This window comes from Aquibium sp. ELW1220 (assembly GCF_030398385.1).
Classification (GTDB): Bacteria; Pseudomonadota; Alphaproteobacteria; order Rhizobiales; family Rhizobiaceae; genus Aquibium.
Genome location: NZ_JAOAOQ010000011.1, coordinates 112,672 through 133,845, shown reverse-complemented (window position 1 = coordinate 133,845; position 21,174 = coordinate 112,672). Strand labels below are relative to the sequence as shown.

The 21,174-nt window shown below is 66.4% G+C and carries 21 protein-coding genes; 2 read left to right on the top strand and 19 right to left on the bottom strand.

Annotated elements, in window-relative coordinates; all coding sequences use genetic code 11:
• Positions 1-103: 103 nt before the first annotated feature.
• The 17 genes from N1F91_RS12750 to N1F91_RS12670 form a co-directional block, all read right to left on the bottom strand.
• Positions 104-2,197, bottom strand: a complete 2,094-nt coding sequence (locus N1F91_RS12750) for a TRAP transporter permease (protein ID WP_289992606.1) — start codon at positions 2,195-2,197, stop codon at positions 104-106.
• A 93-nt stretch (positions 2,198-2,290) separates the two neighbouring features.
• Positions 2,291-3,247: a TAXI family TRAP transporter solute-binding subunit gene (locus tag N1F91_RS12745; RefSeq protein ID WP_289992605.1), complete on the bottom strand. Its 957-nt coding sequence runs from the start codon at positions 3,245-3,247 to the stop codon at positions 2,291-2,293.
• Positions 3,248-3,472: 225 nt separating this feature from the next.
• Entirely contained in the window at positions 3,473-3,862 is a 390-nt protein-coding gene (locus N1F91_RS12740) for a hypothetical protein (protein WP_289992603.1), read from the bottom strand.
• A 19-nt stretch (positions 3,863-3,881) separates the two neighbouring features.
• Positions 3,882-4,424: a chemotaxis protein CheD gene (locus N1F91_RS12735; protein WP_289992601.1), complete on the bottom strand. Its 543-nt coding sequence runs from the start codon at positions 4,422-4,424 to the stop codon at positions 3,882-3,884.
• Positions 4,421-4,810, bottom strand: a complete 390-nt coding sequence (locus N1F91_RS12730) for a response regulator (protein ID WP_289992600.1) — start codon at positions 4,808-4,810, stop codon at positions 4,421-4,423. Before N1F91_RS12730 ends, N1F91_RS12735 begins: the two co-directional genes overlap by 4 nt.
• Positions 4,798-5,880 carry a chemotaxis response regulator protein-glutamate methylesterase gene (locus N1F91_RS12725; RefSeq protein WP_289992598.1) on the bottom strand — a complete coding sequence of 361 codons (1,083 nt, stop codon included), beginning with the start codon at positions 5,878-5,880 and terminating at the stop codon, positions 4,798-4,800. The genes N1F91_RS12730 and N1F91_RS12725 overlap by 13 nt, the downstream gene beginning before the upstream one ends.
• Positions 5,877-6,767, bottom strand: a complete 891-nt coding sequence (locus N1F91_RS12720) for a protein-glutamate O-methyltransferase (RefSeq protein WP_289992597.1) — start codon at positions 6,765-6,767, stop codon at positions 5,877-5,879. The genes N1F91_RS12725 and N1F91_RS12720 overlap by 4 nt, the downstream gene beginning before the upstream one ends.
• Positions 6,764-7,240 (bottom strand): chemotaxis protein CheW, encoded by a 477-nt coding sequence (locus N1F91_RS12715; protein WP_126698717.1) that lies wholly within the window; start codon positions 7,238-7,240, stop codon positions 6,764-6,766. Before N1F91_RS12715 ends, N1F91_RS12720 begins: the two co-directional genes overlap by 4 nt.
• 41 nt (positions 7,241-7,281) lie before the next feature.
• A complete protein-coding gene (locus N1F91_RS12710; protein ID WP_289992596.1) occupies positions 7,282-9,432 on the bottom strand; it encodes a chemotaxis protein CheA in 2,151 nt (716 codons plus the stop codon).
• 37 nt (positions 9,433-9,469) lie between these two features.
• Positions 9,470-9,835: a response regulator gene (locus tag N1F91_RS12705; RefSeq protein ID WP_289992595.1), complete on the bottom strand. Its 366-nt coding sequence runs from the start codon at positions 9,833-9,835 to the stop codon at positions 9,470-9,472.
• A 1-nt stretch (position 9,836) separates the two neighbouring features.
• Positions 9,837-10,124, bottom strand: a complete 288-nt coding sequence (locus N1F91_RS12700) for an STAS domain-containing protein (RefSeq protein WP_289992594.1) — start codon at positions 10,122-10,124, stop codon at positions 9,837-9,839.
• 19 nt (positions 10,125-10,143) lie between these two features.
• Positions 10,144-11,754, bottom strand: a complete 1,611-nt coding sequence (locus tag N1F91_RS12695; protein WP_289992593.1) for a globin-coupled sensor protein — start codon at positions 11,752-11,754, stop codon at positions 10,144-10,146.
• Positions 11,755-12,078: 324 nt separating this feature from the next.
• Entirely contained in the window at positions 12,079-13,065 is a 987-nt protein-coding gene (locus N1F91_RS12690) for a flagellin (protein ID WP_289992591.1), read from the bottom strand.
• Positions 13,066-13,583: 518 nt separating this feature from the next.
• Positions 13,584-13,883, bottom strand: coding sequence for a DUF6074 family protein (locus N1F91_RS12685; RefSeq protein ID WP_289992589.1), 300 nt, complete (start codon positions 13,881-13,883; stop codon positions 13,584-13,586).
• A gap of 221 nt (positions 13,884-14,104) precedes the next feature.
• Positions 14,105-14,866 carry an ABC transporter permease gene (locus N1F91_RS12680; protein ID WP_289992587.1) on the bottom strand — a complete coding sequence of 254 codons (762 nt, stop codon included), beginning with the start codon at positions 14,864-14,866 and terminating at the stop codon, positions 14,105-14,107.
• The gene (locus tag N1F91_RS12675; RefSeq protein WP_289992634.1) at positions 14,863-15,789 is read right to left on the bottom strand and encodes an ABC transporter ATP-binding protein; all 927 of its coding nucleotides are present in this window, start codon (positions 15,787-15,789) and stop codon (positions 14,863-14,865) included. Before N1F91_RS12675 ends, N1F91_RS12680 begins: the two co-directional genes overlap by 4 nt.
• 233 nt (positions 15,790-16,022) lie before the next feature.
• The gene (locus N1F91_RS12670) at positions 16,023-16,481 is read right to left on the bottom strand and encodes a hypothetical protein (RefSeq protein WP_289992586.1); all 459 of its coding nucleotides are present in this window, start codon (positions 16,479-16,481) and stop codon (positions 16,023-16,025) included.
• Between the two features lie 196 nt (positions 16,482-16,677).
• Here N1F91_RS12670 and N1F91_RS12665 point away from each other — a divergent pair, with 196 nt between their 5' ends.
• A complete protein-coding gene (locus N1F91_RS12665; protein WP_289992585.1) occupies positions 16,678-17,040 on the top strand; it encodes a hypothetical protein in 363 nt (120 codons plus the stop codon).
• A gap of 53 nt (positions 17,041-17,093) precedes the next feature.
• Here the strand turns inward: N1F91_RS12665 and N1F91_RS12660 are convergent, their stop codons facing one another.
• Positions 17,094-18,545, bottom strand: coding sequence for a glutamine synthetase family protein (locus N1F91_RS12660; RefSeq protein ID WP_289992584.1), 1,452 nt, complete (start codon positions 18,543-18,545; stop codon positions 17,094-17,096).
• 250 nt (positions 18,546-18,795) lie between these two features.
• A complete protein-coding gene (locus N1F91_RS12655; RefSeq protein WP_289992583.1) occupies positions 18,796-20,118 on the bottom strand; it encodes an aromatic ring-hydroxylating dioxygenase subunit alpha in 1,323 nt (440 codons plus the stop codon).
• A gap of 186 nt (positions 20,119-20,304) precedes the next feature.
• Between N1F91_RS12655 and N1F91_RS12650 the strand changes: the two genes are divergently transcribed.
• Complete coding sequence (locus tag N1F91_RS12650; RefSeq protein ID WP_289992581.1) at positions 20,305-21,153, top strand: IclR family transcriptional regulator C-terminal domain-containing protein; 849 nt, start codon at positions 20,305-20,307, stop codon at positions 21,151-21,153.
• The last annotated feature ends 21 nt before the right edge of the window (positions 21,154-21,174 follow it).

Below are 21,174 nucleotides of genomic sequence, written 5' to 3'. Positions count from 1 at the left end.
CACCGGGACCGACGCCGCCGATCTCCCCCCTTGTGGGGGAGATGCCCGGCAGGGCAGAGGGGGGCGCCGTGGAGTGCCACCGTTGGCCGATCGCCCAAAGACATCACGCCGCCGCCGGCCGCACCCGGGTCCGCCACCAGTGCAGCCCGAACAGCAGCGCCGCCAGCGCGAAGCCGATCTCGTCGGTCACGGGCAGCGCCACGACCAGCGTGAAGGCGGCGGCGGCAGCGAGCAGGCGCTCCCAGGCGGCGAGCGGGGCGCGCAGATAGCCGATGACGGCCGCCCCCCAGAGCGCGATCGCCAGCGACGCCTTGACGATGATGTAGATCACGGCCGGGACGTATCCGAACGTCGCCGCCAGCGGCCCGCCGTCCTGCAGCATCAGGGCCGGCGTATAGACAGCCATGTAGGGAATGACGAAGCCGGCGGCGGCGACCTTGATCGCCTCCATCGAAATCCTGAGCCCGCTCTCCTTGGCGATCGGCGCGGCGGCGAAGCAGGCGAGCGCCACCGGCGGCGTCAGGTCGGCCAGGATGCCGAAGTAGAACACGAACATGTGGCTGACGATCAGCGGCACGCCGAGCTCGAGCAGCGCCGGGCCGGCGATCGTCGAGGTGATGATGTAGTTGGGGATGGTCGGGATGCCCATGCCGAGCACGATGCAGGTGATCATCGTCAGAACCAGCGACAGGAACAGCGAGTTCTGCCCGACAGAGACGATGTACTGGCCGAAGGTGTTGGCGACGCCCGTCAGCGTCATGGTGCCGATGATGATGCCGACGATGGCGCACGCGATGCCGACGGGCAGCGCCGTGCGGGCGCCGTCGGCGAGCGAGTCGCGGCAGACCGCCAGCGTCTTGCGCCCGCCCTCCACGAACACGTTGGCCAGCACGAGCAGCGCGACCGCCGCCAGCACGACGCCGATGCCGAAGCGGAAGAAGCTCGCCGCCACGAGGCCGAGGCCGATCCAGAAGAGGATGCGGATGACCTGCCCCGGCAGGCCGAGCGCCACCGAGCCGCCGAGGATGAGCAGCACGGTCAGCGCCAGGCCGACGGTGCCGGCAAACAGCGGCGTGTAGCCGGTGAACAGCAGGTAGACGAGCACGCCTAGGGGCAGGAGCAGGTACCAGCCCTGCTTCAGCGCACCCAGCGCCGACGGCAGTTCGGCGCGCGGCAGGCCGATCAGCCCGCGCTTGCCAGCCTCCAGGTGCACCATCCAGAAGGTCGAGGCGAAGTAGAGGATGGCCGGCACGATCGCCGCCTTCACCACCTCGTAATATTCGATGCCCAGCGTCTCGGCCATGATGAAGGCGACCGCGCCCATCACCGGCGGCATGATCTGCCCGCCCATGGAGGCGGTTGCCTCGACGCCGCCCGCGAAGGCCGGCCGGTAGCCGAAGCGCTTCATCAGCGGGATCGTGAACTGGCCGGTGGTGACGACGTTGGCGACGCCCGAGCCCGAGATCGTGCCCATCAGGCCCGACGAGATGACCGACACCTTCGCCGCACCGCCGCGCGCATGGCCGACCAGCCCCATCGAGATGTCGGTGAACAGGCGGATCATGCCGCCCTTCTCCAGGAAGGCGCCGAACAGGATGAACAGGAAGATGTAGGTCGACGAGACGTAGATCGGGATGCCGTAGATGCCCTCGGTCCCGTAGGTCATGTGGTCGATCACCTGCGCGAAATCGTAGCCGCGATGGTCGAGCGGCGCGGGCAGGTACTGGCCAAGCAGGCAGTAGGCGAGGAAGGCGCCCGAGATGATCGGCAGCGCCGGCCCCATGATCAGCCAGGCGACCGAAAAGATGGTGACGAGCGCCATGACGCCGAAGACGATGTCGCGCGTCAGCGGGTCGCCCGCGCGCAGGATCAGCGGCTTGTACTCGACCCACTGGTAGATCGCGACGGCAACGCTCGCCGCCGCCAGTCCCCAGGCGAGCGATTTCCACGGCAGCCGCCAGCCGGCCGCCGCCGCCACCAGCGGGAAAGCGAGCAGCAGCAGAAAGCCGACATGGAAGTAACGGACGATCTGGCTCGGCTGGTTGAGCACGTGTGCGGCGGTGGCCAGCTGGAACACCGAGAAGGCGACCGCGATCCAGAACAGGAGCCTCCCCTCCCGCGTGGCGGGGAAGCCGCCCCCGGTCGGATCGTGGAATGTGGCGGAGGAACCGACGTCGCTGGCTGCTGGATTGCTCATGTCATGTCCCGGGGAAACGGCCTCGCCATGGCGTTGCGGCCGCCTGGAAGAAGCGGCCGCACTGTCTGGATGTCCAGTCCGATCCGCTGCGGATCAGAGCAGGCCCTTTTCCTTGTAGTAGCGTTCCGCACCCGGATGCAGCGGGATCGGCAGGCCCTTCGCGCCGGCCGCGGCGTCGATCGCCTTGGCCGCGGCGTGGGCGGCGACCATCTCCGGCAGGTTCTCGAACAGCTGCTTGGTCATCTGGTAGGCGGTCTCGTCGGAAACGTCCGAATGCGTCACCAGGATGTTGGTGATGGCCAGCGTCGGCACGTCCGCCGCCTGGCCCTCATAGGTGCCGGCGGGGATGGTGGCGGCGAGGAACGGCGCGCCGAGCGTCTCGGCGACGCTCGCCGGCACCGCGACCATGGTGATCGGCAGCGAGGTGGCGAGGTCCTTGATCGAGGCGACGCCGAGGCCGGCCGACTGCAGCGTGGCGTCGAGCTGGCGGTTCTTGATCAGCTCGACAGACTCGCCGAACGGCAGGTACTCGGTCTGGCCGAGATCCTCGTAGCTCATGCCCAGTGCCTTGAAGATCTGGCGCGCGTTGAGCTCCGTGCCGGACTTCGGCGCGCCGACCGACAGGCTCTTGCCCTTCAGGTCCTCGAAGACCTTGATGCCGGATTCCTGCGAGGCGACGATCTGGATGTAGTTGGGGTAGATCGCCGCGATGCCCCGCAGCTTGTCGAGCTTGGCTGCGAAGCCGGCTTCGGCGTCGCCTTCCCAGGCCGCCTTGACGGAATCGCCGAGCGCGAAGGCGATCTCGCCGCTGCCCTTCTGCAGCAGGTTCAGGTTCTCGACGGACGCCTTGGTGGACTGCACCTGTGTGCGCGCGCCCTCGATCTTCTCGCCATAGATCTTGGCCAGCGCCGCGCCGAGCGGATAGTAGACGCCGGACGTGCCGCCGGTCAGAACATTGATGAATTCGTCCGCCTTGGCCGGCATGACGCCGAACGCGAGCGTGACCGACATGGCGCCTGCGGCAAGCAGACGGGTGCCGACTTTGAACATGATGGACCTCCCGATGATGTTCGCCGCGCGCGGTCCGCACGGCCTGGAAGGTGATGTTAATGATTGGAAAGGGAAAGCCAACCCTTAAATACATTGCAGGGCCGGGTATCATGGCGCGGGCGGAGCCGGCGGCGCGTCGAAGACTGCCGGCCGGTCTTAAAAGACACCGACGCCGACCGAAGACAGCCGGCGCCGGGTCTCGTCCCGCCCCCGCGAGAACCGATGTCAGAACATGTCGCAGTCGCCGAAATCGTCGTTGCGCACCACGTGGACGATCTGAGCCCGCGCGCCGATGCGGCCGGCCAGTTCGGCGAGCTTGACGTCGCGCGTCGCCACCCCGGTCTCGACCTCCCACTCCTCGGGCATCACCTCCATCAGCGAGCGCAGGAAGCCGGCGATGCCGGAGACCTTCTGGTAGATGAGATCGCCCTCCTGCATGGCGCGGATGAAGCCGGGCTTGCCCTGGATCGCATCCCCGACGGCCACCGCGATATGGGCGTGGTTGACGTCGATCGCATGCGCGATCGTTTCGAGCTCCGCCTCGATGCGCGTGATGACGTCGCGCACCGTTTCGTGGTGCGGATCGTGCTGGACCGTCTTGGCTGGAAGCGACATGCAGGCGAAACCTCTATCCCTAGAACAGTTCGAGTTCGCCACCGGCGGCAGGCGCCGGGACGCGCGGCTCGGGCGTCGGAACGGGTGCGATGGCCTTGGGCAGGAGGAACTGCCGCGCCTTGCCCGTATGCGGCTGGAATTCCAGCCGGCGGCCCTGGTCGCCGCCGACGCTGCCGCCCGTGTACTTGATGCCTTCATTGTCGAGGAAGCGGCGCGCGAACTCGATGTTCTTGGCCCCGATGTCGGTAAAATTCTGGATCGTGCGGGCGCCGCCGAACAGCTTCGCCTCGAGATTCTCGCGCCGGGCGCCCCGCTTGAGGAGGCCGTTGACCAGCAACTCCATCAGGTAGACGCCGAAGCGCTCGGCCTCGTTGAGGCGCGACCGCTCGCCCTCGCCGGGCAGCAGGAAATGGTTCATTCCGCCGATCTTCAGCACGGGATCGCGCATGCAGGCCGCGACACAGGAACCAAGGACGGTGGTCAGCACCGCCTCGGGCTTGTCGGAGACCGCGCATTCCCCCTGGATGACGTGAATTCTGTCGGGTCGACCCGGCAATATCAATGCAGCCTCCCCACGATCGCTTCGAGAGCCTTCTTCAGATCGGGGGTCGTGAAGGGCTTGTTGAGATAGTTGTTGAGGCCCATCTTGCGCCCCTCGATCAGCACGTTCTTGTCGTTGTTCCCCGTCAGGATCATGAAGGGCGTCCGCGAGGTAGGCTTGTAGGTGCGGATCGCGTGCAGGAGCTGAAGGCCGTTCATCTTCGGCATGTTCATGTCCGAGATGATCAGGTGGCAGGGCTGAGACATCATCACCTGCATGGCCTGCTCGCCGTCGGCGGCCACGGCGATGTTCCTGAACCCGATGGTTTCAAGCGCGTCGCGCAGCAGCATGCGGCTGGTGGTGGTGTCGTCGACCACGAGGATCTTCAGCTGAGCTAGGAGTGACATACCATGGTCCCTTCTTTCGTCGACCTTGCGCCCGCGAAGATCTCCCGGGCGATACGGCTCAGTGGCAGTTGCTTCTGGACCGCACCGACCTCGTGGGCCACGCGCGGCATTCCGTAGATCAGGGAGGATGTCTCGTCCTGCCCGATGGTCCTCGCGCCGTTCTGGCGCATTTTCAAAAGGCCCTGGGCGCCGTCGCGTCCCATGCCCGTCAGGATGACGCCGACGCAATCGCGCCCCGCGGCGGCGGCCACCGAGTTCATCAGCACGTCGACCGAAGGCCGGTGCCCCGACACCGTGTCGCCCTCGCGAAGGCGCGTCTCGAAGCCGCCCGCCCCGCGCACGACCTCCATGTGGCGCCCGCCGCCTGGCGCGATGTAGATGTTGCCGCGCTGCAGCGGCCGGCGGTCGTCGGCCTCCTGCACCGTCGGCCGGCAGAGCCGGTCAAGCCGCTCGGCGAAGGATCGGGTGAAATTGGCCGGCATGTGCTGCGTGATGACGGTCGGCGGGCAGTCCATCGGGAATTCGGAGAGAACCGAGATCAGCGCTTCCACGCCGCCGGTCGAGGCGCCGATGGCGATCAGCCGCTCCGACGCGCCGCCTCCCATGACGGGGGCATGCGAGACAGGCGCGGCCGGCTCGCGAAGCAGCGCGGGGCGGGCCATGCGGCCGCTCGAGCGGGAGCGTACCGCGCCGGCCGCGATGACCTTTTCGATCAGGTCCTCGAAGGAACGATCGTCCTTGAGCGACGGCTTGGCCACGCAGTCGAAGGCGCCGATCGCCAGCGCCTCGATGGTCACGGCAGCGCCGTTGACCGTCAGCGTCGACACCATGATGACCGGCCGCGGCCGATGCTTCATCACCCGGCGCAGGAAATCGATGCCGTTCATCTTGGGCATCTCGATGTCGAGCGTGATCACGTCGGGATCGAGCGTGTCGACGAGCTTGAACGCCTCGGTCGGATCGGGTGCCTCGCCCACGACCTGGATGGCGGGGTTCGAGGACAACGCGAAGCCGATGATGCGACGCATCGTGGCACTGTCGTCGATGATCAGGACCCGGACCGGCTTCATCGTGCACCCCCCTTTGAATGGCGCCAGGTCGTGATCCCGTCGCTGACAAAATTGTCTGCCGAGGGTCCGGAAACCCGTTCGGAATGGCCGATGTAGAGCCAGCCGTCGGGCTTCAGCGCCTCGGAAAAGCGCGTCCACAGGGACGCCTGCTTGATCTTGTCGAAATAGATGACGACGTTGCGGCAGAAGATGACGTCGAACTTGCGCTGCATCGGCCACTTTGCGAACAGGTTGAGTTCGCGGAACGCGACCAGGTTGCGCGCCTCGTCGGCGACCCGCCAGAGCTGCTGGTCGCCATATCCGCCCGGCGCGCGATGCAGCCAGCGCTTCTTCAGCTCGGGCGGCACGTCGGTGAGCGCCTGGTCCGGATAGACCGCCGCCTTGCCCTCGGCGATCATGTTGGGATCGATGTCGGAGGCGAGGATCTTGACGTCGTGACGGCCGACGTCCGGCATCATCGACAGGATCACCAGCGCGGCAGAGTAGGCCTCCTGCCCGTTCGAGCAGCCGGCCGACCAGATCCGCACCGGCGCGCCACGTCGCGCGGCCTCCAGCAGCGGCGGCAGGACCGTGCGCTTGAGGTGCTCGAAATGATGCGCCTCGCGGAAGAACTTGGTGACGTTTGTCGTCAGCGCCGCGACCATGCGCTGCCGCTCGTCCAGTCCGTCGGACTTGGCGACATAGGCGCAATAATCCCGGAAACTCTCCAGCCCGAGCGCCCGAAGGCGCTTGGCCAGCCGCGCGTAGACGAGCGCGGCCTTGGTTTCCGTGAGCTGGATGCCGGCGTGATCGTGGAGGATTTCTGCGATCTGGCGGAAATCCTCCGCCGTCAGCAGGTATTCCCCGGGAACGATCCCACCCGACAGGGACGCGGCGGTGGATTTCAATTCAGGAATCCCGAGTTCTCGCGGGTCGACTGCAGCACGCTGTCGAGCCCGATCAGGCTGATCATCCGGCCCTCGATCGCCAGCACGCCCTTCATGAAGGCCCGCGCCAGTTCGGACGCCACGTCGGGCGTCGGCTGGATGGTGTCGGCGTTGATGGTGAGGATGTCGGAGACCGCGTCGACCAGGAGACCGACCGACTGGTTGCCGACCTGCGTCACGATGATGACGTGCCGGGCGGTCGGTTCCGTGGAGCGGAAGCCGAGGCGCGCGGCGAGGTCGATCACCGGCAGCACCGAGCCGCGCAGGTTGATGACGCCCTTCACGTAGCCGGGCGAGTGCGGCAGCGGGGTGGTTGGCGTCCAGCCGCGGATATCGCGGACGGACATGATGTCGACGCAGAACTCCTGGCCTCCGAGACGGAAGGCGATGAGCTCGCTGTTCTTCGACAGGTCGTGTTCCTTGACGTGCATCATTGCTGCGTTCCTCTTTCTTGGGCGTGCCCGGCTTTCGCCGACTAGGAGCGGTTGCCGGCGACGATGGCGTCGACGTCGAGAATGACGGCGACCCGGCCGTCGCCGAGGATGGTTGCGGCGGCCACGCCGAAGACCTGGCCATAGTTGGTTTCGAGGCTCTTGATGACGACCTGCTGCTGGCCGATGATGCCGTCGACCATGAGCGCGCTCTGCGCCCGGTTCTCGGACTCCACCATGATGGCGACGCTGTTCAGCGGATCGGCCTCCTCGTAGCGGTAGCCGAGCTTGTAGCCGACATCGATGAGCGGGATGAACGAGCCGCGGATCGCGATGACCTTGGCGCGTTCGCCGAGCCCGTGCACTTCCGGTCCCTTCGGCTGCAGCGTCTCGACGATGGCGGTGAGCGGCACCACCAGCGTCTGGCCCGCCACCGTCACCACCATGCCGTCGAGGACGGCGAGCGTCAGCGGCAGGCTGAGCGTGAAGGTCGTGCCCTGCCCCGGCTTCGACGAGATCGAGATGCGTCCGCCGAGCGCCTGGATCGAGCGCTTGACGACGTCCATTCCGACGCCGCGGCCGGACACGTCCGACACCGTGCTTGCCGTGGAGAAGCCGGGTGCGAAGATCAGGTCGTCGATCTCGCTGTCGGACAGCGGCACGCCGGGTTCGATCACGCCGCGCTTGATGGCGATCTCCTTGACGCGGGCGCGGTTGATGCCGGCGCCGTCGTCGGACACCTCGATGATGACACGGCCCGAACGGTGGGCGGCGGTCATGCGCACCACGCCCTGTTCCGGCTTGCCGGCCTTGATGCGATCCTCGGGCTTCTCGAGGCCGTGATCGACAGCGTTACGGATCATGTGGGTGAGCGGGTCGGCCAGCCGCTCGATGACGGTCTTGTCGACCTCGCAGTTCTCGCCCTCGGTGACGAGGCGGACGGACTTGCCCACCATGTCGGCCACTTCTCGAACCACGCGCGACATGCGCTGGAAGATCGGCCGGACCGGCTGGGCGCGGATCGCCATCACCGAATCCTGGATCTCGCGGGTCAGCTGCTCGAGGTCGTCGAGACCGACCGCGACCTCCGACAGCCGCGCGATGCCGGCTTCGGTGACGCGCTGCGACAGCATCGACTGGTTGATGACGAGCTCGCCGACGAGGTCGATCAGGCGATCGACGCGGTCGAGGTCGACGCGGATCGTGGTCTGGGCCTGCTGGGCCGGCTGTGCCTGGTTTGCGGCAGCCGCGGGCGAGGCCTTGGCGGGCTCGGCATTCACCTGCGCGATCTTGGCCAGCACCGACTCGGGGATCAGCGGCCCGTCATCGGCAAGCGCCGGCACGGGTTCCCGGGTCTCGGCAACCGGGGCCGGGACGAACTCGAAGTTAGGATCCACCTTCGGCTCGGCGGTGACGGACACGTCGCAGTCGAACTCGACGAATTCGAAGACTTCGCGGACCTGCGCCTCGGTGACGTCCGAGCCGAGCCGGATCGTCCAGGAGAGGTAGGCGCCTTCCGGATCGAGCTCCGTCAGCAGCGGCACTTCCGAGATGTCGCAGGCGACGTCGGCGTCGCCGAGCGCGCGGATCTCGCGCAGCAGCTTGATGGCGTCGTTGGCCTTTGCATAGAGCTCCGGCTTCGGCCGGAAGCTGACCACGAAGACCTGCTCCTCGACCGCCGGCTCTCCGCCGCCCAGGATGTCGTCGAAATTGATCGTGATCGGCACGAAGTCGTCGTCGTCGCTGCCAGCGTCGAAGGCGGCCGGCGGCGTGAACGAAGGAGCCGCTGCTGGCGCGGCTGACGCTGCCGGGGTGCCACCGGGCTGGGCCGCGCGGGTCAGCTCCTCGTGGATCTGGGAGACGCGGCTCTCGTCCATCTCTCCGCCATCGCGGGAGAAGCGCACGAGATCGGCCAGGATGTCGGACGACCGCAGCATGAGTTTGAGCAGTCCCGCGTCCGGCTGGATCTGCCCGCTGCGGACCAGATCGAGCGTCGTCTCGAACGTGTGGGCGAAGCGGACCAGCTCCTCGAGGCCGAACGCGCCGGCGCCGCCCTTGATCGAGTGGACCGCTCGGAACACCGCGTTGATGGTGTCGGTGTCGTGCTCTTCGCTTTCGATCGCAAGCAGGCCCGTTTCCAGTTCCGCGAGCTGCTCCTCGCATTCCTGAAAGAACGTCTGCTTGATTGCCGCCATGGTATCCACTGGCAAGCTCCCCCGGTCTTCTGTTTGATCAGGCCGCGACGCGGTTGATTGCGTTGACCAGCTTGGCAGGGTCGAACGGCTTGACGATCCAGCCCGTGGCGCCGAGGCGGCGGGCGCGGTCCTTCTTGTCGTCGACGCTCTCGGTGGTCAGGACCAGGATCGGGATCGCCCGATGCTTGGTGCTGCCGCGCACCGCCTCGATGAAGCCGAAGCCATCCATCCGCGGCATGTTGATGTCGGTCACGATGACATCGGGCATCGCGCCGTCGAGCACTTCGAGGCCATGCACGCCGTCCTCGGCCTGCAGCACGTTCATGCCGGCTTCCGTCAGCGCGGCACGAAGCATTTCGCGGATCGTGCGGGAGTCGTCTACAGTCAGTACCGTTTTCGTCATCTCAAGCGTTCCTTGCAATAAAGTTGGCCGGCTCCAGCCCCGCGATGTCGAGGCCTTCCACAAGCGCGGCGGAGGGGTTCGCGAGGTCGAATTCCATTCCGTCGAGAGTCCAGGTAGCCACTGCCGAAAGCAGGACCTGGATGCACTGCGCGCCGACGCGTTCGACCTTCGACGCATCGATCGAAACGTCCTTCCCCCGGGCACGGAGGAATTCGGAAGCAAGTGGACCGGCCGCCGTGATGTCGAGGACAGGCGGCAAGGCCAATGTGGTGGACATGGCTTGTTTCATTCACAATTCCTCTGGAGACTCAGAACTCTTCCCACCCGTCCGCCTCGGCGACCACCTTCAGAGCGGCGGAGCCGTGCGCGGCGGGCGCCGAAGCCTGCCGCGGGGCGACACCGCGAGGCGGCGCCTTCCCGGATCTCGAAGACCGGGCGCCACCGGCCGGTGCGGAAGCGCTGATGCTGAAACCGGCGATGGAGCGGACCAGTTCGCCTGCCTCCGTGCGGAGCGAGTGCACGGCCGCGGTGGTCTGCTCCACCATTGCCGCGTTCTGCTGCGTGGCCTGGTCCATCAGCGAGACGGCGGTGTTGATCTCCGACAGCCCGGTGGACTGTTCCTTGGTCGAGGACGCCATTTCGGCGACGAGGGAATCGATCTCGATAACCTGGCGGACGATCCGCTCGGCGACTTTCCCGGTTTCGTCGATCAGCTTGACGCCGTCGTCCACCTGAGCCGAGCTCGTCTGGATCAGGCCCTTGATTTCCTTGGCGGCCTCGGCCGAGCGCTGCGCCAGTCCGCGGACCTCCTGCGCGACGACGGCGAAGCCGCGCCCGGCATCCCCCGCCCGGGCGGCCTCGACGCCGGCGTTGAGCGCCAGAAGATTGGTCTGGAAGGCGATTTCGTCGATGACGCCGATGATCTGCGAGATCTCGCGCGACGACTTCTCGATGCCGCTCATGGCGCGCACCGCCTCCTGCATGATCGAGCCGGAATTCTCCGCTTCCTTGCGGGCGGCGATCACCTTCTGGGCGGCGACGTGGGCGCCTTCAGCTGCGCGGCGGACGCTGGCTGTCAGTTCCTCCACCGCCGCGGCGGTTTCCTCGAGGCTCGCAGCCTGCTGCTCGGTGCGGCGGGACAGGTCGTCCGAGGCCTGGCCGATCTCGTCGCAGCTGCCGCCGATCCCGACCGCTGCGGCCGAAACCTTCTCGATTGCGTTTTCCAGCGCGCCGGCCGTGGCGTTGAAGTCGGCGCGGATCTGCTCGAATTCCGGCGCCAGCGGCTCGCTGATCCGCACCCGCAGGTCGCCCTGGGCGAGATCGGACAGCGCACGGCTGATCGACGCCATGGCGCGGTCCTGCCGTTCGCGCGTCTCGCGTGCCTCACGGTCGAGCCGCTGGCGATCCTGGTCGAGCGCATCGAGATAGGTCGAGATGGCGAGGTCCATGTCCAGCAGGACGGCCTTCATCAGGCTGCTGACCGAAGCGGCCATCGCGGACTTCGGACCGCCGCCGACGCTGAAGCGCGGCCAATGTTCGGCGACGATGGCATCGAACAGCTTCTCGGCGATCAGCGCGTAGCCGCCGATGTACCAGCGCGGCTCGAGGCCGAGGCGAGCATGGGTGTTGCCGATTGCCAGCACGGCACGGGCGTAGGCGTCGCCGTAATCCCCTTCGGCGATGACGGTCCAGTGCGACGTCTGGCGGCGCTTGGCGCTGGCGACGTGGTCGTCGCCGGTGAAGTGCCGGCTCGTGGAAGGATTGGCGCGCGCCTTGGCGTAGAAGGCGTCGAGAGCCTCGTCCACGGCTCCTGCGATTACCGGCTTGAGCTTTTTCAGATTCGCTCGCGCCGCCGCATCGAGTCCCATGAACTCCAGGCGTGCAGAAATATCGTGGTCGTAAGTCCGGGCGTTCGCCATCCCCTTGAGTCCCCCAGGGCGCGATATCTGTACATCCCGGTACGACCGGCGTCGGTTTCGCGGCGTCATGCCTTTGGCGATGTCCGCCAAGCAACCGAGACCTAGACTTGCCATGCAATAGTTTAACCCCTCTTAACGGTGCATGGCCAACCGCTGCCATCGAAACCATTTTTTCGCCGGGCAGCGCGCTTGCGGCCCCGTGCCACAGTGTGGGCAGGACGAAACGCGACGAACCCGCAGCGGAACCAACCGGGTTCCGATGCGGGTTCGCGAAAGGCGGGGATGAAGGCGGCGCGCGGCCCGCGTCGGGCCGCGGCGGTCGCGTTATCCTTGGAAGAGCGAGAGGATGCCCTGGACGCTGGCGTTGGCGATCGACAGGCCCTGGATGCCCAGCTGCTGCTGCACCTGCAGTGCCTGGAGACGGGTCGACTCCTCGTTCATGTTGGCGTCGACCAGCGACCCGACGCCGCGGTCGATCGCGTCCATCAGGTTGCTGACGAAGTCGACCTGCAGGTCGACGCGCTTCTTGGCAGCGCCGAGATCGCTGGCGGCGATGGTCATGCGGCTGATCGCGTCGTCGACGCCGACGATGTAGTTGTCGAGGATGTCGAGGTCGGCCGCGTTGTTGGTCAGCGCGGAGATGTCGAGCGTCGACACGGAGAAGGTGGAGATCGACGTGTTGGTGATGCGCTGACCGGTGTCCTCGTCATAGCTGGCATCGAGGATGCCGACACCCGTCTCCACGTCGCCGACACCGGCTGGCGCCACCTCGGCAGCCGCGTCGAAGAGCTTGATGGAATCGGTGCTGATGGTGATCGTTGAGACCGAGACGGTGCCGTCGGAAGCGCGGGTGAAGGACGCGACCATCGACTTCGAGGAATTGTAGTCGGTCGAATCGGAGTCGACCGAGAGCCAGTTTTCGCCGGCGAAGGACGAGGTCGAGGCGTTCCCGAGAAGCTGCCCCTGCAGCGCGGAGATCTCGGCCTGGATCTTGGAGCGGTCGACGCCGGGCTCGCGGGCCGCCACCAGCTTGGCCTTGATCTCGTCGACCACCTTGATGGTCTCGCTGACGCCGGTATAGGCGATGTCGATCTTGGCGGCGCCGAGCCCGAGCGCGTCCTGGACCGTCAGGAGCGCCTTGTTGTCGGAGCGCATCGTGGTGGCGATCGACCAGTAGGCGGCGTTGTCGCTGGCCTGCCCCACACGGTAGCCCGTGGAAATGCGCGCCTGCGTCATCTCCAGAGACTTGTTCGTCGCCTGGAGGCTCTTCAGCGCGGTCATCGCTGCGGCGTTGGTCAGAATACTGGACACGCTATGGCCCCTTCATGATCTGCCCGGACATCATTCCGAGACGAATTGTCACCCCGATCGGCGATCGATCCCCTTGGCCGGTAAGACCGATAGCCGCCTCTTAATCTTTGTGAATGAACGTGCTTAACAAAGGGTAAATCGACGTTAACGGTCGGTCCCAGGCGGCAGACCGCGCTCGCCGCGCCACGGCGTATCTGCCCGAAAACCTTGCTTTTTCAGCTGTTTTCGGGGGGATGACGAGGGTTCCGCCTGGCATGTGCGGCGGCAAGAATTTGGCAACAATCGTTAACCGGCGCCCGCCGCAACCGCCGCGCGGAGGCCGGATCTGGTGCCGGATCCGCATCTCGCGACACGAGAATCACCTGGTGATTCGCTCTGGAGCAGCGATGCGGCGGCAGCCGGCCTCGGCGGCCAGGCCGTACCGAAAGAGCAGGGGGCCGAAATGAAAAAGGCCCCCGACTGGCGAGGGCCTGAGGCAGCTGGAAAGTGACGCGTCCGCGGACGCGGCCGGCGTTGCGTCAGAGTGCGCCTTCGCTGACGTCGTCGTAGAGGACCTCGAGCGCCAGATCGACCTGGTGGAAGAAGGCGCCGACCAGTTCGTCCTGCTCGAATTCCGCCACGCCCATCGCCGTGAGTTCGGCGAAGAAGCGGTCGGCGACTTCGTAGCGGTAGTCGTCGGCTTCCTCGGTCCCGGCGATCACCGCCAGGTTCATCGCCACGCGGCGAACCGCATCGGCCCGGCGCCAGAGCGGAAAGACGACGACACGGCTGCGGCTCTCGTCGGAACGGATTTCTGCGGCGGCGGACTCGGTGCTCAAGACGTCTCTCCTACTGGCCGGCAGCAAGCGCGACTGTGACCCTGGCCGACGCGACACGGGATCCGCGCCGATCGTCCACTGGGGCGTCGCAACAGGCGGCGGGAACTGCAACCTTGCGGCCGAATCGCTTGCGACCGGCATGTGCGACACTGCGCGGAGAGTGTTGACGGAAGGTTATCGGCCCGTCGCAAAGCGTGACGGCCGCCAGGAAGGCAGCAGCGTCAGTTCTTGAGGCGGTAGCCGGTGCGGAAGATCCAGCCGACGATGCCGAGGCAGAGCGCGAGGAAGGCGAAGGTCATGCCGAGGCTGATCACCACGTTGACGTCCGACTGTCCGAAGAAGCTCCAGCGGAAGCCGCTGACCAGATAGACCACCGGATTGAACAGCGTGACCGTGCGCCAGAACGGCGGCAGCATGTCGATCGAGTAGAAGCTGCCGCCGAGGAATGTGAGCGGCGTGACGACCAGCAGCGGCACCAGCTGCAACTTCTCGAAATTGTCGGCCCAGATGCCGATGATGAAGCCGAACAGGCTGAAGGTGACCGCCGTCAGCACCAGGAAGACCAGCATCACGAAGGGATGCTCGATCCGGAGCGGCACGAACAGGAAGGCGGTGGCGAGGATGATCAGCCCGAGGATCGTCGCCTTGGTAGCCGCAGCCCCGACGAAGGCGACGACGATCTCGAGATAGGAGATCGGCGCGGCCAGGAGCTCGTAGATCGTGCCGACGAATTTCGGGAAGTAGATGCCGAAGGCGGCGTTGGAGATGCTCTGGGTGAGCAGCGACAGCATGATCAGCCCCGGCACGATGAAGGCGCCGTAGGAAATGCCGTCGATCTCCTTGATGCGGCTGCCGATGGCCGCGCCGAATACGACGAAATAGAGCGCGGTGGAGATGACGGGGGAGACGATGCTCTGCAGCAGGGTGCGGCGGGTGCGCGCCATCTCCTGCCGGTAGATCGCGTAGATCGCGCGCATGTTCATCGGCCGTTCCTCACCAGGTTGACGAAGATGTCCTCCAGCGTGCTCTGCCGGGTGTCGAGGTCGCGCAGGCGGATGCCGGCGGCGTCGAGATCGCGCAGGAGGCGGGTGATGCCGGTGCGGTCGGCCTGGGTGTCGTAAGCATAGGTCAGCGTCGTTCCGTCGGGCGACAGCGCAAGATTGTAGCCGGCGAGCGCCTCCGGCATGGCGGCTATCGGCTCCTTCAGCGTGATGGCGAGCTCCTTGCGGCCGAGCTTGCGCATCAGCTCGGCCTTCTCCTCGACGAGGATGATCTCGCCCTTGGAGATGACACCGACCCGGTCGGCCATCTCCTCGGCCTCCTCGATGTAGTGGGTGGTGAGCACGATGGTGACGCCTGACGCCTTGAGCGCGCGTACCATCTCCCACATGTCGCGGCGCAGCTCGACGTCGACGCCGGCGGTCGGCTCGTCGAGGAACAAAACGCGCGGCTCGTGCGACAGCGCCTTGGCGATCAGCACCCGCCGCTTCATGCCGCCGGACAGCGTCATGATCTTGTCGTTCCGCTTCTCCCACAAGGAGAGATCGCGCAGCACCTTCTCCAGATGCGCCGGGTCGGGCTTCATGCCGAACAGGCCGCGGCTGTAGGACACCGTATCCCACACCGTCTCCCACATGTCCGTGGTCAGCTCCTGCGGCACCAGCCCGATCAGCGCGCGCGCCTTGCGGTAGGCCGTGACATTGTCGTGCCCGCCCACAGTCACCGTGCCGGTGCTCTTGTTGACGATGCCGCAGACGATCGAGATCAGCGTCGTCTTGCCCGCCCCGTTCGGCCCGAGCAGCGCAAAGATCTCGCCCTCCGCGATATCGAGATCGACGGTCTTCAGCGCCTCGAAGCCGGTGGCATAGCGCTTCGACACGCCCTGGATGGAAATGATGGGATGCATGGCCGCCATGTAGGAGACCTGCGGCAGATTGTCATCAGGCAGGGTGTTAGACCAGGCGAGGCTGCTGACATGGGGCGGGCGTGCGTTCGCTTCCAACTGATTTACATGCACGAACTGGTGGCCGTACGAAGCGCAACAACGCGCCTGGCAATTAGATGAAACAGATCAAGACAATTATAATTACTTCGCTTTAAACTGCGATTATCTCATATGGAGATATGCCGGGACGACGACTAAACCCCATTCATATCCCAGCGCTGGAGTATCTCTGCATATATCCGCTCCAGCGCTTCGTCGCTTTCGGGTGTGTCAGCATCGGCGGCATAATAAACGAGGGCGAGTGCCGCACGTTGTCCGTCAAAACCTGCCACATAGTTCATCAGATCGACACACTCGTCCAAAGGAAGAGTATTACCGTCGACAAGAGCATGAACCGCGTGCAGCACAGGCATCTTGATAGGGTGGTCGGGACCTGCCGCCCATTCATCGACAATTTCCTTAAGGCGACACCTGTCAACATCAATATGTCGAGGAAGGTGGCAAAGCTCAACGAGAACACAAAAGGCCGCATTGAGAGAGATGCTCCACCCCTGACTGATAAGTGTCGAAGCAGATGGATCGCCATACGGGAAACGGCAATCAAAGCATTCGACGAAGGGTTTTTCAGCTTCTGCGTGGCTCAAGACGATCATGGCAACCTATTCTTCCGGATTTTTATCCACAAGCAAGCCAAGCGACAGAATTCATTAAATTAACTCGATTCCGAAGGCCTGAGACGGATTGCAAGAAGGGCCTTGGCTCCTCACGCCAAACGAGCATATCAAGGACCGTCAGGGCAAGAATATGCGCGCAAAGCAGGGAATCACCGAAGGAGCTTGCTCATCCGCAATGGCAAACCACGTCTTCCGCTTCTATGCGACCTCGCCGGAAGCCGTCTTTGATCCGATCAGGCGCAAGTGGCGGTCGGCGGTCATCCGGTGGGATGCGCGCAAGCTCGGTCCCTACGACATGTGGCTCATGGTGATCGTGCTCGATGACCGGCAAGCTGCGAACTGGCTCGATGACTGGCTGCAGCGATACGGCCGGAGCGGAAGGCTCGTGCTAAGCGGGAAACCGAACCGTGAAATCGTCGTCGAAGAGACGATTGTCGTGCGTCGGCGTCTGCCCTTCTGGCGGTGGCTCGCGCGCAGCCTCCGCACCTTGAGCTCCAACGTTCGAGCAGGAAGCGGTTTTCGCAGTTCGGATACATAAGGCGCCGCGCGCGGTGCAGAAAGACGACACACGTCCGACCGGCCACGCCCCCCTCAAAACAGCGAAAAATACTCCCGCTGCTCCCACTCCGACACCGTCATCAGATAGCGGTCCCACTCCGCCCGCTTGATGCGGGTCAGGTACGACACGACGTCCTCGCCCAGCGTCTCGCGATAGAACCCGCTCGCCTCGAACCGCTCGATGGCGGCGACCAGGCTCTTCGGCAGCAGCGCGGCATCGCTCTCGTAGGGGCTTTCGACCGGCGGCGGGGCGGTCAGGCCGCGCTCCAGCCCGTCGAGGCCGCACAGGATCTGCGAGGCGAAGTAGAGATAGGGGTTGGCGGCGGGCTCGGCGACGCGGTTCTCGATCCGGCTCGCCCGGTCGCCCGGCACCATCAGCCCGCGGATCATCGCGCCCTTGTTGTCGCGGCCCCATTGCACGCGGTCCGGCGCCAGCTGGAAGGCCTGGTAGCGCTTGTAGCCGTTGACGGTCGGCGTCGTCAGCAGGCAGGTCTCGGCGGCGTGTTCGAGCAGACCGGCGATCCAGCCCGACGCATCGGCCGACAGCGCGCCGTCCGCGGCCGGCATGAACAGGTTCTCGCCGGAGGCCGCATCCACCACCGACTGGTGCAGGTGCCAGCCGCTCGCCATGCCGTTCTCCACCTTCGGCCGGCACATGAAGGTAGCGTGCAGGCCCATGCGGGCGCAGACCTGCTTGGCCGCCATGCGAAACAGCATCATCGCGTCGGCATGCGCCATCGCCCCGTCCGGCTCGAAGGTGAACTCGCACTGGCTCGGCCCGAACTCCGCCTCCATCGAGCGCACCGGCAGGCCGAGCGCCAGGCAGGCACGCCGCAGCGCGTCCATCACCGGCTCCAGCGCGTCGTAGCGCGCGTCGGTGAGATACTGGTAGCCCTGCGCGAGCAGGCTGGTGGCGGGCGGCGTTCCCGGCATCCCGCCATCGGCATGGGCGAGCTTCGGATCGTCGAGCCGGTAGACGTGGAACTCGACCTCCAGCCCGCAGACCAGCCGCCGGCCCGCCGCCTCCAGCCGCTCGACGGCCTTGCGCAGGATGGCGCGCGAGGAGAACGGGATCGGCGTCCCGTCCTTCTGGACGAGATCGCAGAGCACGTAGCCCGACTTCGGCGACCAGGGCAGCACGCGGAAAGTGGCCGGGTCCGGCACCATCACGATGTCGCCCGCCCCCGTCATCATCCCCGCCCCGAAGCCGATGTCCCCGCCCCAGACCGGGAACACGGTGCGGTGCGAGGTGTCCTTGAGCAGCAGCGTCGAGGTGACCGCGAGCCCGCTGCGAAACGCCGACGCCAGCGCGCCGGCCACGATCGTCTTGCCGCGCAGCACGCCATGCTGGTCGGCAAACAGCACCCGCACCGTCTCCAGCCCCTCCGCCTCGACGCGGGCGAGCACCTCCTCGGCGAGGCGGAGCTGGTCGGAGGTGAGCAGGCCGTGCTCGGCGGTGAAGCCGGGGGAGAGGGGCGGGGTCATGCGTGTGGCTCGTGAATCGACAAGGCGGAGGAGCTTGTAGCCGAGAGGTCGCGTTCCCTCGCGCCCCCCTCTGTCCTGCCGGACATCTCCCCCACTCGGGGGGAGATCGGCCGTCGCCGCGGCGTTCGCCAATCTCCAGCGGCGCAGGACGGGCGCCGCCCATGAAGCTGCCGATCTCCCCCCTCGTGGGGGAGATGTCCGGCAGGACAGAGGGGGGCGCCGTAGAGCAAAAGCATTCGGGAACCAGCCACTAAAGCACCGCCGCCGCCCAACTCGACCCCGCCCGCCGCGCCCGATCCGCCTCCGGCCACAACGCCTCCCACCCCTCCGTTTCCCCGATCGCATCGATCGACACCGGCCCGCGGATCGCCTCGACCTCAGCCGCCTCCCCCCGCATCGGCAGCGCCGCCACATCCCCCTCCTTCACCGCCTTCATCGCCGCCAGAAGCTTGCGGCGGTGCTTCATGATGGCGACGTCGGTGCGGCCGAGGTGCTCGTCGGTGCGGTCCTGTATACGGCCCATGGATTCCACCGCCCACTGGTCGTGCACGTTGATGTCGAGCCCCATGCCCGTATAGGTCAAGCTTTCCTGCTCGTCCGGGTTGTAGCCGTAATTGTTGCGCTTGTTCTTCAGCGGCGCATAATCGGGCAGGCGGTGCTCCTTCATGCGCTGCTCGCGCATCACCGTCTTGTCGACCGGCTTCCCGAAGCTGGTGAACATCGAGTACCAGTAGCAGGTCTCGTCGTCGACGGGCACGTGCCACTGGGTGATCGTCATCTCGTTCGACATCGGGATACAGATCGCCTCGGGGAAGATCTGGTTGGTGACGCGGACATGGCTGCGCCCGTCGTCCATGTGGCGCAGCGAGATCAGCCGCAGGCCGTAGTCGGTGTCCTCGACGCGGATCTCCGGCCGCGGGTATTCGCGCAGAAGCTGCGTCATCGGCATGTCGGTGTTGCCGGCCTTGTCGCGGAACTGCTTGCCGTAAGCCTGCGCCGGGTCCTCGTCCTGCAGGAAGCGGTGCAGGAAGGAGGCGTGCGCCGGGTCGATGCCCACCTCCAGCGCCTGCAGCCAGTTGCACTCCCACAGCCCCTTGAAGGCGAAGACATGGCTGTCGGGCGCGGCGAAGCAGTCGAGCGCCGGGAAGGCCGGCGGCTCGCCCGGCCCCATATAGGCGAAGACGATGCCGTTCTTCTCGACCACCGGATAAGACACCGCGCGGATGTTTTCGTGCATGCGCGAGCCCTCCGGCTCGCCGGGCTGCTCCACGCACTGGCCCGTGCGGTCGAAATGCCAGCCGTGGAACGGGCAGCGCAGGCCGTTGTCCTCGCGCCGACCATAGCAGAGGTCGGCGCCGCGATGCGGGCAATGCCGGCCGATCAGGCCGAGCGCGCCGGCATTGTCGCGAAACAGCACCAGATCCTCGCCGAGCAGCCGAACGGGCACCACCGGCCGCGCAGAGACGAGTTCGTCCGACAGCGCCGCCGGCTGCCAGTACATCCGCAGCATCGCGCCGCCATCGGTGCCCTTGCCGACACGGGTGAGAAGGTCGTTCTGCGCCTGGCTCATCATGGCTGGGGGTCCTCCCTGGCTCGCCTGCGGCACGGACGCATGGCGAGACCGCCCTTGCCTCCGCACCGCAGACTGTGCGATTATCGCACGCATGCTATATTATCGAACGAACCTATTCGGCCTCTCGGGAGCCTGTCAAGCGCGCCGCTTTTCGCGCCTGCGCCACACCTGTACGGAAGCGCGGCCGTGACACGACACCGCCAGGAGCCCGCCGCCCGCGACCTGCGGACGCAGGGGAGCCCCGACGTGCCCCCTCCGCATCCGGAACCGGCCGTCGGCACCGTCGCCGAGAAGGACATCTCGCTGACCTTCGCCAAGGGCATGGCGGTGCTGAAGGCCTTCGACGCCGAGCACACCCACCTCACCTTGCCGCAGATCGCCCGCCTCACCGGCTTCGACCGCGCGGCGACCCGCCGGCTGGTGCTGACACTGGTGCATCTGGGCTACGTGCGCCAGCAGGACCGGCTGTTTGCGCTCACCCCGCGCATCCTCGTGCTGGCCGGCGGCTTCCTGCAGGGGCGCCAGTTCGGCAAGACCATCCAGCCGGTGATGCGCGCCTTCTCGCTCCGGATCGGCGAGACCATCTCGCTCGCCATGCTCGACGGCGCGGAGGCCGTCTACGTGGCCCATGCCGGCGGCGAGACCGAGCGGGCCCGCATCGGCTTCACCATCGGCAGCCGCGTGCCACTGCTCTCCACCGCCATCGGCCGCATGCTGCTCGCCGCCGGCGACGCCGGGACCGCCGCCGAAGCCATCCGCACTGCCCCCCTCGAGCCCCACACCCCCGCCACCACCCTCGACCGCAACGCCATCGCCACCGCAGTGCGGACCATCGCGGCGGCGGGCCACGCACTCGTCGACGGCGAGTTCGAGCCCGGCGTCGCCGCGCTCGCCGTCGCCGTGCCCGCCGCCAGCGGCGAGGTCGCCGCGCTCGGCTTTTCGGCGACGTCGGCGCGACTGGCGGACGCGGCGTTCAGGCGGGAAGCGCTGGCGACGCTGAAGGACTGCGCGGGGGCGCTGGCGGGGCTGTTGTAGGGTCACCTGCACGGGCCGGGA

Excerpts from the sequence above, each read along its gene's own strand:
- N1F91_RS12750 (WP_289992606.1), bottom strand. The coding sequence starts at position 2,197 with ATGAGCAATCCAGCAGCCAGCGACGTCGGTTCCTCCGCCACATTCCAC.
- N1F91_RS12745 (WP_289992605.1), bottom strand. The coding sequence starts at position 3,247 with ATGTTCAAAGTCGGCACCCGTCTGCTTGCCGCAGGCGCCATGTCGGTC.
- N1F91_RS12740 (WP_289992603.1), bottom strand. The coding sequence starts at position 3,862 with ATGTCGCTTCCAGCCAAGACGGTCCAGCACGATCCGCACCACGAAACG.
- N1F91_RS12730 (WP_289992600.1), bottom strand. The coding sequence starts at position 4,810 with ATGTCACTCCTAGCTCAGCTGAAGATCCTCGTGGTCGACGACACCACC.
- N1F91_RS12725 (WP_289992598.1), bottom strand. The coding sequence starts at position 5,880 with ATGAAGCCGGTCCGGGTCCTGATCATCGACGACAGTGCCACGATGCGT.
- N1F91_RS12715 (WP_126698717.1), bottom strand. The coding sequence starts at position 7,240 with ATGATGCACGTCAAGGAACACGACCTGTCGAAGAACAGCGAGCTCATC.
- N1F91_RS12710 (WP_289992596.1), bottom strand. The coding sequence starts at position 9,432 with ATGGCGGCAATCAAGCAGACGTTCTTTCAGGAATGCGAGGAGCAGCTC.
- N1F91_RS12705 (WP_289992595.1), bottom strand. The coding sequence starts at position 9,835 with ATGACGAAAACGGTACTGACTGTAGACGACTCCCGCACGATCCGCGAA.
- N1F91_RS12700 (WP_289992594.1), bottom strand. The coding sequence starts at position 10,124 with ATGAAACAAGCCATGTCCACCACATTGGCCTTGCCGCCTGTCCTCGAC.
- N1F91_RS12695 (WP_289992593.1), bottom strand. The coding sequence starts at position 11,754 with ATGGCGAACGCCCGGACTTACGACCACGATATTTCTGCACGCCTGGAG.
- N1F91_RS12680 (WP_289992587.1), bottom strand. The coding sequence starts at position 14,866 with ATGAACATGCGCGCGATCTACGCGATCTACCGGCAGGAGATGGCGCGC.
- N1F91_RS12675 (WP_289992634.1), bottom strand. The coding sequence starts at position 15,789 with ATGCATCCCATCATTTCCATCCAGGGCGTGTCGAAGCGCTATGCCACC.
- N1F91_RS12670 (WP_289992586.1), bottom strand. The coding sequence starts at position 16,481 with ATGATCGTCTTGAGCCACGCAGAAGCTGAAAAACCCTTCGTCGAATGC.
- N1F91_RS12665 (WP_289992585.1), top strand. The coding sequence starts at position 16,678 with ATGGCAAACCACGTCTTCCGCTTCTATGCGACCTCGCCGGAAGCCGTC.
- N1F91_RS12660 (WP_289992584.1), bottom strand. The coding sequence starts at position 18,545 with ATGACCCCGCCCCTCTCCCCCGGCTTCACCGCCGAGCACGGCCTGCTC.
- N1F91_RS12655 (WP_289992583.1), bottom strand. The coding sequence starts at position 20,118 with ATGATGAGCCAGGCGCAGAACGACCTTCTCACCCGTGTCGGCAAGGGC.